Origin of the sequence: Rhodoplanes azumiensis, assembly GCF_042682915.1 — a bacterium.
Taxonomy (GTDB): Bacteria; Pseudomonadota; Alphaproteobacteria; order Rhizobiales; family Xanthobacteraceae; genus Rhodoplanes; species Rhodoplanes azumiensis.
On sequence record NZ_JBHUIW010000008.1, the window covers coordinates 129254 to 141345 of the forward strand.

The window sequence follows — 12092 nt, forward strand, 5'->3', positions numbered from 1 at the left end:
GATGACCGCCGACGTTCAGAGTGATGCGCGTCTCCTGGAGCATCGCCGCGTCTGGGAGCGCAAGGACGTCCTGCGCATCGTCTATTCCGACTATTATCGCCGGATGCTCGAGCTGGCCCCCGTCGGGCCGCTTCTCGACATCGGCGGCGGCTCCGCCCACGTCAAGAACTTCCGTCCCGACGCGGTCAGTCTCGACATCCTGCCGTTTCCGGGCATCGACACGGTCGCCGACGCGCATCAGCTTCCGTTCCCGGACGGACATTTCGCGTCGATCATCATGCTCGACGTCCTCCACCATCTCGACCGGCCGATCGTCTTCCTGAAGGAGGCCGCGCGGGTGCTGCGGAAGGGCGGGCGTCTCCTCATGATCGAGCCCGGCATCACGCCGGTGTCCTGGTGGTTCTATCATTTCGTCCACCAGGAGCCCGTGATCATGGGGCAGGATCCGTTCGCCATGACGGAGAAGATGTCGGGCAAGGATCCGTTCGATTCCAATCAGGCGATTCCGACGCTGGTGTTCGGACGCGCGAACGGCCTGAAGCGTCTCGCGGCCGCCGTGCCGGAGTTCGAGGTGAAGGCGGTCGACTGGCTCAGCCTGTTGGTCTATCCGCTGAGCGGCGGATTCAAGAGCTGGTGCCTCGTCCCCGAAGCGGCCGCGTCGCCCGGGATCGCGTTCGAGAACCGGCTTCCAGCCGTGTTGAGGCGCACCTTCGGGTTCCGCATCTTCGTCGCGCTCGAGCGGCGGTGAGGAGTCGGTGCCTCGACGGATCGTGTGCCGTCGCGCCGCGCCGTCCGGAGCCGGTCTCGGCGCACCCGTCGCGGCGCCATAATGGATGACACGACACCATGCAGAACGCGCTCGAGCGGCTCTACGAGACCCCCGCGACCCGCCGCCGAGACGATGTTCTGCTCGCGGTTCTCGGGCTCCTCTGTGCCGTCCTGTTGTTGATCGAGACGGGAGTCTGGCAGCAGAGCCGGACGTTCAAGGGGCCGTTCCAGGAGCTCGAGGGCCGGCCCGGGGTGCTGGTCCTGTCGCTCGACCGCTCCCGTATCGACCGGCTCGTGCTCGACGCCAGGGGCGACACCCCGCGCGACCCTTACGCCTCGTCGCTCACGCTCACGATCGACGGCCGCCCCGCGACCAAGCCGAATGCGCTCCATGATCAGATCGGCACGTCGGCCGGCCACGCCTTCAGCCATTGGGACCGCAGCGTCCTCTTCTCCCTTCCGGCCGGCGTGGCGAACGATGCCGGCACGACCGTCACGGTCCGCTATCCGGTTCGCCTGCGCGGCTGGATCATGGCGGCCGTCTTCGGCCTCACCATCGTCTTCGCGCTTCATATTCACGGCCATCGGCTCACCGGCCGACAGCTCGACCGGTTGCAGGCGCTGCCGGCGGGACTCGTCGTCGTCTCGGGATGGGTCGGGCTCGGCGCGATCGGCGTCTTCGCCGCCGTCACGGCGTGGGGCGCCGTCCAGGGCGTGCCGTTGCCGACCACGACGATCTTCCGGTTCGGGGCCGCCGCCGAGACGGCCGCGCGCGGGCTCGCCGTCGCCCCGTTCTGGGTGCTGATCCTGAGCGTACTCGGCGCGCTGGCCGCGTGGAGCGCCTGGTTTCGGGACTCGGGCGAGGGCGTGGTCCGGGCCGGCGAGGATCGGGTGGCCCGCTTCGCGGCGCGCTGGGGCTTCGTCCTCATCGCGGCCCTGTTCGTCTATCTGAGCAGTGCGCAATGGTCCGGCCTTATCCTGCCGGGCGATCTCGTCTGGGCGAGCCTGTTCGGGCTGGTGCCGTTCTCGGATGCGGCCGGCTATTTCTCGGATGCGAGTGATTCCGTGCGGTCCGGGGTCTGGTCGGAGTTCGCGGCGCGCCGGCCCCTGGCGGCGGCGTTCCGCACCGCGGTCGCCTTCGTCAGCGACTACCGCTTCGCCGGCATCGTCGTCGTCCAGGCCGCGTTGCTGGCCGGGGCGATCATGTTGGCGGCCGCTGCGGTGGCGCGGTGGCGGGGCATCTGGGCCGGTCTGGCGTTCGCGGCGACCATGGTGCTGACCGTGAAGGGCTACGTGCCGACGACGCTCACCGAGCCGCTCGGTCTGGTCTGGGCATTGCTCGCCGTTCCGTTGTTCGTCGAGGCGCTGCGACGGCGGTCGTTGTTGTTCGCGCTGGCGGCGCTCGGCGTGATGGCGCTCTCGCTGCTCACCCGCATGGGAGCGATGTTCGCCATTCCGGCGATGACCCTGTGGGTCGCCTGGGCGTTCGGCGACACGCTGCTGCAGAAGCTGAAGGCCGGCGTGCTCGCCGCGATCGTCGTCGCGGCGGCGTTCGGGACGAGCAGCGCCGTGCAAAAGCTCTACGCCACCGGGCACATGTCGGCCGGCAGCAACTTCTCCTACACGATCTGCGGCATCTCCATCGGCACCACCTGGGACGGCTGCCTGAACCGCTACAAGGACGAGCTGAAGCCGCTGACGGACGAGAAGGACGTCGTCCAGTTCATGTATGCGAAGGCGGCCGAGAACGCGCGGAGCCATCCGGGCGTCTTCGTCGGACGCCTGGTCCAAGGCGCGCTCGCATTCACGCCCCGTATCCCGAGCCTGCTGGTCGGGGGGTATTTCGGGCTCGGCTCGCCGCCGTGGTTCCCGCTCGGTCTGTTCGTCGTCGTGTGCTTGGTCGGAGCCGTCGGGACGCTGGTCGTTCGCCGTGAGCCGGGCGAGCTCGCCTTCTGGGGGCTGCTGATCGCGAGCACGATCGCGTCGGCCGCCTTCGTCTATTTCGACGACGGCACACGGGTCTTGTCGGCCAGCTATCCGCTGCTGGGCCTGTTTCTGGTGATGGGATTGGCCGGACCGCGCGAGCCCGCTCCGTCCGAGTCCGCCAGCCCCGTCCTCGCCGGCTCGGTGACGGCCGCGGCCGGCGTGCTTCTCGTCGGTGTCGTCGTCCTGCCGGCCGTCGCGCACACCCGCGCCGGTGCCGATCCGCGCGTCAACCTGGCTCCGGAAGGAGCCAAGCACCTGGTGTTCGGTGGTCCGCGGCTGACCGGCGTCCTGGTCGTGGGCGACGCGAAAACGCGCCGCACGACCATGCCCGTGATTACGATCGACCAGTTCGAGCGCGTCGTCGGGCTGTCCGGCGTCGAGCAGTACCAGCCGCTCGCGACGCCGGCGCCTCCGCCGACCCCGTTCGGCTTCGTCTACGGGCTTCGGGTGGAGAAGGGGGTTCGCAGCTACCACACCTATCTCGTTCCCGAGGCGGTGCTCACGCGACCCGAGGTCTCGGTTTGGCGCTTCACGGTCGAGGAGATGCCCAAACGTCCGGGGGGCGGCGATTATTGGTACCGGGTGATCGACGCGCAGCCGGTCACTCCGCCCGCGCCGCGATCATGATCGACGTCGCGGCGGCTCGCGGACATGTCGAACGCCGTTGCGCGACGGCGCGACCGCTCCCCGATCTCGGCTCTTCGGTGTCGTCAGTCGTCCGCGGAAATGTCACGGCGGATACATCGAACTGTCGATCAGACGTGACTTACAGGGTCGCCGTTTCACCGGTCATGGTGTCCCGCATCGAGACGCGCCTGACCGCGCGGGGCCGCAGTGCTCGGACCCTTGGCAGGACGCGCGGCTTGCTGCTAAAGACGATCGTGATCGTCAGAATTCGGCATTGACGGCGGCGGACAGGTGCAGGTTTCCGGGCCGCTGCCTCTGCCCGCGTTTCGGGTTTCAAGGAGCTGTCATGTCGTCCCCTCTCCTGTTCGATCTTCGTGGCAAGCGGGTGTTCGTCGTCGGCCACAAAGGCATGGTCGGGAGCGCGATCGTCCGGCGTCTGGCTTCGGAGGACTGCGAGGTCGTGATCGCCGACCGCGATCAGCTCGATCTGACGCGACAGAACGACGTCGAGGAGTTCATCGCCAAGCAACGTCCCGATGCGGTCTTCCTGGCCGCCGGACGGGTCGGCGGCATCCATGCCAACGCGACCTATCCGGCTCAGTTCATCCTCGAGAATCTCCAGATCGTCGCGAACGTCGTCCAGTCCTCTCACGCGAACCGGGTCGGCAAGCTTCTGTATCTCGGGTCGTCCTGCATCTACCCGAAGCACGCGGCGCAGCCGATGCGCGAGGACATGCTGCTCACCGGTCAGCTCGAGCCGACGAACGAGCCCTATGCGGTCGCCAAGATCGCCGGCATCAAGCTGTGCGAGTCGTTCCGTCGTCAGTACGGCGACGACTTCATCTCGGTGATGCCGACCAATCTCTACGGCCCCGGCGACAACTATCACCGCCAGAACAGCCATGTTCCGGCCGCGCTGATCCGCCGGTTCCACGAGGCCAAGCTGGCCGGCGACCCGCAGGTGGTCGTGTGGGGCACCGGCCGCCCGCGCCGTGAGTTCCTGGCCGTCGACGATCTCGCCGACGCCTGCGTGTTCCTGATGAAGCATTATTCCGACATCGGCTTCCTCAATGTCGGGACCGGGCAGGACGTCACCATCGGCGAGTTCGCCCGCGTGGTGGCCGACGTCGTCGGCTACACCGACGAGCTCCGGTTCGACACCTCGCGACCGGACGGTGCGCCGCAGAAGCTGCTCGACGTGAGCCGTCTGACGGCGCTCGGCTGGCGGTCGAAGATTCCTCTCCGCGACGGCCTCGCCGCCGCCTATGCCGACTTCCTGGCTGGCGGCGGGCGCAACATCGACTGAGCGTGGCGCACCGGAGCGCGGTCCTCGGGGCTCGGTCCGTGGTGCGGCCGGCATCCGGATGAGATCGACATGCGGCTCGCGGAGCCGCCGGCTGCGACATCGTGTCCGGTGCGGATCGGCTGCGCGACGCGCGCTTCAAGGCGATGCCACGAGAGCGCTCGGCGCCGGCGACGGACCGGCTCGCCGCGCCGGAACGCGACGCTCTCGCGGCGATGAAAAGCGCTGCCGGACGGGCGCATTTCGCCTGTCCGTGTGAACTGATCAGGTTCGCGCCGACGGTTCTGTCACGTCGCCTGGGCACCTCACGGCTCGCGGAACTCTTACCCGAAGCCGGATTCACCATAGCCCGAATGGGGCGGTCGGTCAGCCTGGACTCACTGCGCTGGTTGCTGTGACATGCCGCCTCGCGCCCGTGCAGTCATGGGGCGCGGAGCATGGTCGCGTCGTCGATCGCGCGGTGGAGCCGGTTGTCCCGCTGACGTCACCGGCCGGACGTGCGTTCGCGCGGACCGAGCCGACGAATGTCGAGACGAGGGGGAGCTCGCTGATGACCGACGGGTGGGCGGCGTTGACGGCGCAAGAGGCGCGCCGGATGTGGGACGATGCCCTCGCCCGCTTCGACGACGGCTCGCCGTTCCAATCGCTCGGCTGGGGGGAGTATCAGCGCAAGCTCGGCTGGGAGCCCGTACACTACGTGCATCGGGCCGCCGACGGCGCGATCTCGGCGATGTGCCTTCTGCTGCTGCGCCGCTACCCGGCAGGCATCGGCTTCGCCTGGTGCGTCGGCGGGCCGGTCGGCGATCCGGCCGCGTGGGCGCAGCTCCGCCACGCCGTCCGCGCCGACCTGAAGCTGTGGCACCTCTATTTTCGGTTCCGGAGCGACCGGCCCCGCCGCGCCGGCGACATCGCGGTCCTGCAGACCAAAGGCTGGTCGCCCGCCGCGGTGCGGATGGGATCGAGCCTCAGCATGGCGCTCGATCTCTCGGCCTCGCCCGACGCGCTGCTCGCGCGGGTGGATGCCAAGTGGCGTCGCAACCTGCGTCTCGCCCGGAAGGAGGATGTCGTCGTCGAGCACGACGCCCTGGTCGATCCCGGCGAACTACGCGCTCTTTTCGCGGCGATGGAGCAGGCCAAGGGGCTGCCCGAGCTGTTCTCGCGCGAGAAGCTCGCACATCTGCTCGCCGAGACCGGCCGCTCGCTCGTCCTCGTCACCTGCCGGGACCGCTGCGGGACGCTGATCGCGGCGCGCGGTGCGTTTCGCGTCGGCGGCCGCGCCTGCGACTACTTCGCCGCCGCCAATGCCGAAGGCCGGCGTCGGCGCGCCGCCTATCTGCTGCTCTGGGAGCTGATCGGTCGTTGCCGGGAGGCCGGGATCGTCGACTACGATCTCGGCGGGATCGACCCCGAGGCGAACCCCGGTGTCTACGAGTTCAAGCGGCTCACCGGCGCCACGCGGGTCGAGTTCCTGGGCGAATGGGACTGGGCGACCTCCGCCCTGCTGCGGCGCGGCTTCAACGAGCTGATCAGGCATCGCCGGACCGCGAAGCGGCTGCGCGCGGCCGTCTGGCCCTCGCAGCTCGCCTGGCGCGCTTGGCGGGCCGCCGCCCCGCTCGCCAGTGCGCCCTGCATCGCCTTGTAGGGGCGGGCTCCCGCGGGCGATCGTTCGCGGCTTGATCTTTCGCCGCGTCTATGCCCTGAAACGCCCTGGCCGGCGCCTGCCGGCTGCCGGGCGGCGATCGCTCGGGCACAGCGAGGGTCGGGAGAACGGCGTGACGAGCGCAGCGGATGGGCGCACGACCGGGGAGGGGCCGCTGCTCTCGGTGGTGCTGCCCGCCTACAACGAGGCCCGCAATGTCGGGCCGATGGCGGCCCGCCTCGTCGAGGTGATCGGCGCCATTCCGGGCCTCGCCGGCCGCTTCGAGATCGTCTTCGTCGACGACTGCTCGAAGGACGACACGCTCGCCGAGCTGCGCCGCCTCGCCGCCGCCGACCCGCGCGTCCGCTACGTCTCGTTCACCCGCAATTTCGGCCACCAGTCGGCGCTTCGGGCCGGGCTCAGGCACGCTGCCGGCGAGGCCGTGGTGCTGATGGACTGCGACTTCGAGCATCCGCCCGAGCTGATCCCGGAGTTCGTCGCCCGCTGGCGCGAGGGCGCCCGGATCGTCGCGGCGCAGCGCGAGACCGCGGCCGGCGACGTCTCCGTCTTCAAGCGGCTGACCTCGGCCCTCTATTACCGCGTCCTCGACGCCGTCGGCGACATCAGCATCGAGCCCGGCAGCGCCGATTTCCTGCTGCTCGACCGCACCGTCGTCGACACCATCAACGGCTTCGAGGACCACGATCTGTTCCTGCGCGGCCTGGTGCGCTGGCTCGGCCACCCGCTCGTCAAGGTGCCGTATCGGCAGGGGGTGCGCAGCGAAGGCGAGTCGTCCTACACGCTGCGCCGCATGGTCGACCTCGCGGTCACCGGCATCATCGCCCACAGCGTCAAGCCGCTGCGCATCGCCATCCATCTGGCGCTGGTGTTCGCCCTGATCGGCGTGCTGCTGCTGGTCTATTCGGTCGTCAGCTTCCTGGCCATCGGCCACACCGTGGCGGGCTGGACCTCGATCATGTCGGCGATCGCCATCCTGGGGGCGGGGCAGTTCCTGGTGCTCGGCATCATCGGCGAGTATGTGGGCCGGGTGCTGCGCGAGACGCGCAGATGGCCGTCCTTCCTGGTCGCCGAGACCGAGCGGTCGGGTGCGATCGGCGACCGGGTCGTCGATGAGCATCCCGCCCATGAGCAGCCCGCCCATGAGCAGCCCGTCCATGAGCGACCCAGGCAGGACCGCTCGCTGCCGGAGCCCCCACGCCGCGCCTCCGCGGCGTCGTGAGGTGGGGCAGCGACCCCTTCCGCCGATCAGAAAGCGACCTTGATCGCCGCCTTGAGCGTCGCCCCGACAGGCGTCGCGGCGAGCCAGCGCGCCACCGTCCAGCAGCAGCCCGGCAGGCCGACGAGCAGAAAGAGCAGGGGCGCCGGCCGCCACGCCAGCACGGCGCTGCCGCTCCGCACGATCGCGCGGCCGAGCGGGCCGAACAGCGGGAGGCCGCGCGCCAGCCCGGTCGTCCAGAGCGCGACCGACGAGCAGGTCCAGAGCGTGATCCACCGGCCGAAATCGACGCCGACGACGAACAAGGGAAAGATCGCACAGAGCTGGAGAGCCATCACGGCGGTCAGGTCGGCCGCTGGATGCGCAGGGACGGGGGCGCCGGTCGGCGCGGCCCGGGCGGACGTCGCGAGCACCCACCAGAAGACGGCGATGGTCCCGAGCCAGGCGAGCGGCACCCAGAGACCGAGCGAGAACGTCGTGAGCTCTTCGAGGGTCAGCGACACGCCGTGCGCGGCGGTCCAGCGCAGCGAGTCGATCGCCGCCGCCGGCTCCGCGAAGCAGCATCCGGTCGGATCGACGCCCCTCCAGACGTCCTGCAGCGAGGCGTTGATGGCACGAGCGATCGCGTCGTCGCCGCTGAAACGGAACACGATCAGGAAGGTGATCAGCACCGGCGCGAAGCGGACCGCCGCGGAGCTCGCCGCGGCGAGGAACGACCGGCCGGCCGACATGTCGCGCGCGCAAGCCGTCGCGACGAGGGCTGGAAAGGCCATGAAGAACGCGGCTTCGTGCAGCAGCACGCCGATGCAGACCAGGAGGTTGATCAGAACCGTCCCGAGCCCGCCGGGCCAGGATCGTCGGAAGATCGTCGTCGCGGCGACGAAGAGCAGGACCAGGAGCGCGTCCTTGCGGATCAGATACTCCCCGAACACGAACCCGCCGGCGAGCACCGAGGACAGCACCACGGCGACCGGCAGCAGGCCTCTGGTCGCGCGCAGGAACCACCCGAGCAGCGCCAGATAGGCGACCACCGACGCGCCGATCGCCAAGATGTTCGGAGCCACCGCGGTGGCCGACGAGAGCCAGGACAGGACGGCTCCGCCGAGGCCGCGCCGGACGAAGCCGCCCTGATAGTTGATCAGCCACTCGGTGATCGACCAGCTGTCGACGCCGAACCTGGTGGCGCGAGCGACGGACAAGGCGATCGTGATCGCCAGTGCCGTCGCCAGGATCGCGGTGACGACGGCGGACGTCCGCCCCCGCTCCGGCTCGGTACCGACCGGCGCGACGATCACGCCGCCGACGAGCCGGCGCGCGACGCCGAGGAGGCTCGTCGGACCGGTCCGGACGGTCGGATCGTTCACGGAGGCAGACGACATCGTGATCCTCGGTGGTTCGTGATCCTCGGTGGTTCGTGATCCGCGCTCCGGCGGCGCAAGTCGGGCGCGGCCACGACGACAGGTTCGCCGGGTGCGACGCGGCACGCCGGATGCTACGACGCGTGCGTTCTGATAGCATCGGCCCTGCGCGCCAAGAAGGCGGAACCCGGGTTAACCTTATCGCCATCGCGGCGCGCCTGCGGGCCGCGAACGAGAACCGACAGCTTATAATGGTCCGCGGCAACCCCTGCGGGCGGGCGTCTCTCCCGCGCGAGGGCCTGGGGTCGGGTCGCTCGCGCGAGCAGGTTCGCGCGTGAGCAGGTTCGCGCCAGAGCAGGGTCGCGAGCCAGCAAGTTCGAGGTCGAGCAGGGTCGAGGTCGAGCAGGTTCATGGAGACGATGCACGAACGAGCGTGGCGCGCGATTCCGGCCTGGCTGCCGGCCGCCGCCCTGCTGGCCGGCACGACTTTGGCCGGTCCGATGTTCGGCGGCCTGTCGCGCTCGCTATTCGTCCTCGGCTGCCTGGCTTGCGGCTGGTACGGCTGGCGGCGCGGGCCGGCCGCGCATCTCCAGGTGGCGCTGACGCTGTTCGCCTTCGCGCCGTTCGTCCGCCGCATCCTCGACGTGACGCTCGGCTACGACCAGCTCGGTCTCATGTTGGTCGGGCCGCTGGTCTCGCTGCTGCCCGCGGTCGTCGATCTGATCAGGTTGCTCGAGAGCGATCGAGGATTTCCGCGCCCGGTCGGCCCGATCGTCGTCGTCGGGGCATGCGTCGTCTACGCCGCCGTCCTCACCATCGTCCAGGGACATTGGACGGAGGCCGCGTCCGAAGGCGTCAAATGGGGCGCACCGCTGCTCTATGCCCTCGTCTTGTCCGCGCGGGCCGACCGCGACGAGCTGCTGACCGCCGCCGCATCGGCCTTCCTGGTCATCCTTCCGATCGTCGGCCTCTACGGGATCTATCAGTACGTCGATCCGCCGCGCTGGGATCGCTACTGGATGGAGTTCGCGCCGATCATGTCGGTCGGCTACCCGGAGCCGTTCGCCGTGCGGGTCTTCAGCACGATGAACGGACCGGCGAGCTTCGCGACCTTCACGATGACCGGTCTTCTTCTCGTCTGCTTCCTGCGCTCCGGCTGGGCGTCGCTTCTCGTGGTCAGCCCGGCCGCGCTCTCCCTGTTGCTCTCGCTCTACCGCACCGCCTGGGTGGCGCTGCTCGCCGCGGTCCTGTTCAGCCTCCTGTTCCGCGCGACGCGCGCCCGGGCCTCGGCCGTGATGATCGGGTTCGCGATCGCGGCGATCGTCGTCGTCACGGCGACACCCTTCGCCGACGTGATCATGGAGCGATTTTCCACGCTGAGCGACGGCAGCCAGGACGACAGCGCACGGGAGCGGCTCGCCCAGTACGTCGAGCTGTGGAAGAGCGCCGACAGCACGTTGTTCGGCGTCGGCTTCAGCGGCGAGGCGGCGATCATGCAGTTCGGCAGCCTGGACGCGATCGACGGGATGATCATCGCGGTCTGGGTCAAGATGGGAATCGTCGTCGGCATGGTCTGCCTGAGCGCCCTGGTGTGGGCGGCCGCCAATGCCGTGCTGGCGACGCGCCGGGACGCCAGCACCGGTGCGGTGATGTCGGCCGCCATCGCCTGCGCGGCGATGACGCAGATCCCGCTGGCCAACATCGCCTCGGCCGAGGTCGGCTTTCTGTTCTGGACCTTCGTGATGATCGCACCGCCGCCCCGGCTCGATCGGGTGCCGCCGCGGCGCCTCGGCGCCGCGGTTCGCGACGGCGCCCTGACGCCGCCCACCGGTCGGGACAGGGCTTGACGCCGGGCGTGACGTCAGAGCGTCTCGCCGGCGACCCCGACCATGGGGCAGGTCGCCCGGCCGGGCCCTTGCGACGAACTCCGGGCGACGAGGCACAGCATGCGCTCGCCGGGATGGTCCGCGTGCCAGCGGATCGTGCGCGCATCCATGCCGAGCGCCAGCAGCGCCTCGTAGAGCGCCGCCCGCCGGCCGTCGAAGAAGTACTGGTCGGTCGCCTGCTCGAAGCGGCGCGCCGCGGCCTTCGACCCGAACTCGACGAGATCGAGCCCGGTCGCGCAGGTGCGGGTCGCGAAACGGTGTCGCGCCATCGGCGTCCCCTCCGATCCTGATCATGCGCCGCCGCCGCCGCGCGCGAAATCAGGAGAACCGCGGCCCTACCATCGTAGGTCGGTCCGTCGGATGCGGTATTTTCTCGGGGAAGCCCGCGGCGCGCGCCTGGATCTCGGTGGCGGCGATTCGGACTCGGTCTCAGTCCTGGTCGAAGAAGGTGCCGAGCGAGCTGCCCGGCTCCAGCACCGAGCCGTCGTCGTCGATGCTCTGCTCGAGCTCCTGCACGTAGCGCGGCGGTGGGCCGCCACCGTCGATCACGGGCGCGCCGGGGCCGCCGGCCCGGTAGGTCGCATAGGCCTCGGGCGTGCCGACATAGGCGCAGTTGCAGCCCCGCGGGTCGGCATAGACGTACCAGGTCTTGCCGTCCTTGCGGCGGACCGCGAGCTTGTCGGCGGGCAGGCTGCGCAGATGCGCGGCGCGCTCGGGCGTGTCGGCATAGCGCACCGCGAAGCCGGACGCCGTGAACAGGTTGTTCGGCCGCTGCCGCTCTTGCGCTTCGAGGGGCCCCGCGAGCAGCGTGGCGGCCGACAGGACGACGGCTGCGGATCGGTTCGAAACGACGGCTCGGGTCATCGTGGCTGTTCCTCGCGGGCGGCGAAACGCGCCGTCTGTTAGCGCGCCGACCGGGGGCGCTTCAAGCGCACGGCACGCTCGATCGATGGGCGAGTATGGTTGCTGCAACTCGCTCGCAGTTTCGAGTCATTCCAATCCGGGTTTCCCCAAATAGCGCCACCGGGGCGGGCCTGTTACGCCATGCCGGTACCAAGGAGAGTGCCGCCATGGCCTACAAGATCATCGCGTCGCAATGCACCGCGTGCGGCGCCTGCGAATTCGAGTGTCCCAATTCCGCGATCAGCATGAAAGGCGACATCTACGTCATCGATGCCGTCAAGTGCACCCAGTGCGAAGGCCATTTCGACGAGCCGCAATGCGCCGCCGTCTGCCCGGTCGAGGGCACCTGCGTTCCGGCCTGAGAGTGACGTCCGCGGCCCGGAGC

10 protein-coding genes are annotated in these 12092 nt (G+C 69.7%); 7 read left to right on the forward strand and 3 right to left on the reverse strand.

Going from position 1 to position 12092, the window contains the following annotated elements; all coding sequences use genetic code 11:
* Position 1 precedes the first annotated feature (1 nt).
* From ACFSOX_RS09455 to ACFSOX_RS09475, 5 genes are all read left to right on the forward strand, one after another.
* On the forward strand, positions 2–748 hold the full coding sequence (locus ACFSOX_RS09455) for a class I SAM-dependent methyltransferase (RefSeq protein WP_378477555.1): 747 nt from the start codon (positions 2–4) through the stop codon (positions 746–748).
* 98 nt (positions 749–846) lie between these two features.
* Positions 847–3381, forward strand: coding sequence for a hypothetical protein (locus ACFSOX_RS09460; RefSeq protein ID WP_378477556.1), 2535 nt, complete (start codon positions 847–849; stop codon positions 3379–3381).
* Positions 3382–3727: 346 nt separating this feature from the next.
* Positions 3728–4687, forward strand: coding sequence for a GDP-L-fucose synthase (gene fcl / locus ACFSOX_RS09465; protein WP_378477557.1), 960 nt, complete (start codon positions 3728–3730; stop codon positions 4685–4687).
* Positions 4688–5234: 547 nt separating this feature from the next.
* On the forward strand, positions 5235–6326 hold the full coding sequence (locus ACFSOX_RS09470; protein WP_378477558.1) for a lipid II:glycine glycyltransferase FemX: 1092 nt from the start codon (positions 5235–5237) through the stop codon (positions 6324–6326).
* Positions 6327–6456: 130 nt separating this feature from the next.
* Complete coding sequence (locus tag ACFSOX_RS09475; RefSeq protein WP_378477559.1) at positions 6457–7563, forward strand: glycosyltransferase family 2 protein; 1107 nt, start codon at positions 6457–6459, stop codon at positions 7561–7563.
* Between the two features lie 26 nt (positions 7564–7589).
* Here ACFSOX_RS09475 and ACFSOX_RS09480 read toward each other — a convergent pair whose 3' ends face one another.
* On the reverse strand, positions 7590–8939 hold the full coding sequence (locus tag ACFSOX_RS09480) for a hypothetical protein (RefSeq protein ID WP_378477560.1): 1350 nt from the start codon (positions 8937–8939) through the stop codon (positions 7590–7592).
* A 398-nt stretch (positions 8940–9337) separates the two neighbouring features.
* Here ACFSOX_RS09480 and ACFSOX_RS09485 point away from each other — a divergent pair, with 398 nt between their 5' ends.
* The gene (locus ACFSOX_RS09485) at positions 9338–10765 is read left to right on the forward strand and encodes an O-antigen ligase family protein (RefSeq protein ID WP_378477561.1); all 1428 of its coding nucleotides are present in this window, start codon (positions 9338–9340) and stop codon (positions 10763–10765) included.
* Between the two features lie 14 nt (positions 10766–10779).
* Here the strand turns inward: ACFSOX_RS09485 and ACFSOX_RS09490 are convergent, their stop codons facing one another.
* Together ACFSOX_RS09490 and ACFSOX_RS09495 are read right to left on the reverse strand one after the other, a co-directional pair.
* On the reverse strand, positions 10780–11073 hold the full coding sequence (locus ACFSOX_RS09490) for a hypothetical protein (RefSeq protein ID WP_378477562.1): 294 nt from the start codon (positions 11071–11073) through the stop codon (positions 10780–10782).
* Between the two features lie 160 nt (positions 11074–11233).
* Positions 11234–11668: a hypothetical protein gene (locus ACFSOX_RS09495; protein WP_378477563.1), complete on the reverse strand. Its 435-nt coding sequence runs from the start codon at positions 11666–11668 to the stop codon at positions 11234–11236.
* A gap of 206 nt (positions 11669–11874) precedes the next feature.
* On the opposite strand from ACFSOX_RS09495, the gene ACFSOX_RS09500 reads away from it, so the two are divergent.
* A complete protein-coding gene (locus ACFSOX_RS09500) occupies positions 11875–12069 on the forward strand; it encodes a 4Fe-4S dicluster domain-containing protein (protein WP_378477564.1) in 195 nt (64 codons plus the stop codon).
* Positions 12070–12092: the final 23 nt, after the last annotated feature.

Bases quoted from the DNA above. Each gene is read 5' to 3' on its own strand.
- ACFSOX_RS09455 (WP_378477555.1), top strand. From the start codon at position 2: ATGACCGCCGACGTTCAGAGTGATGCGCGTCTCCTGGAGCATCGCCGC.
- ACFSOX_RS09460 (WP_378477556.1), top strand. From the start codon at position 847: ATGCAGAACGCGCTCGAGCGGCTCTACGAGACCCCCGCGACCCGCCGC.
- fcl (WP_378477557.1), top strand. From the start codon at position 3,728: ATGTCGTCCCCTCTCCTGTTCGATCTTCGTGGCAAGCGGGTGTTCGTC.
- ACFSOX_RS09470 (WP_378477558.1), top strand. From the start codon at position 5,235: ATGACCGACGGGTGGGCGGCGTTGACGGCGCAAGAGGCGCGCCGGATG.
- ACFSOX_RS09480 (WP_378477560.1), bottom strand. From the start codon at position 8,939: ATGTCGTCTGCCTCCGTGAACGATCCGACCGTCCGGACCGGTCCGACG.
- ACFSOX_RS09485 (WP_378477561.1), top strand. From the start codon at position 9,338: ATGCACGAACGAGCGTGGCGCGCGATTCCGGCCTGGCTGCCGGCCGCC.
- ACFSOX_RS09490 (WP_378477562.1), bottom strand. From the start codon at position 11,073: ATGGCGCGACACCGTTTCGCGACCCGCACCTGCGCGACCGGGCTCGAT.
- ACFSOX_RS09495 (WP_378477563.1), bottom strand. From the start codon at position 11,668: ATGACCCGAGCCGTCGTTTCGAACCGATCCGCAGCCGTCGTCCTGTCG.
- ACFSOX_RS09500 (WP_378477564.1), top strand. From the start codon at position 11,875: ATGGCCTACAAGATCATCGCGTCGCAATGCACCGCGTGCGGCGCCTGC.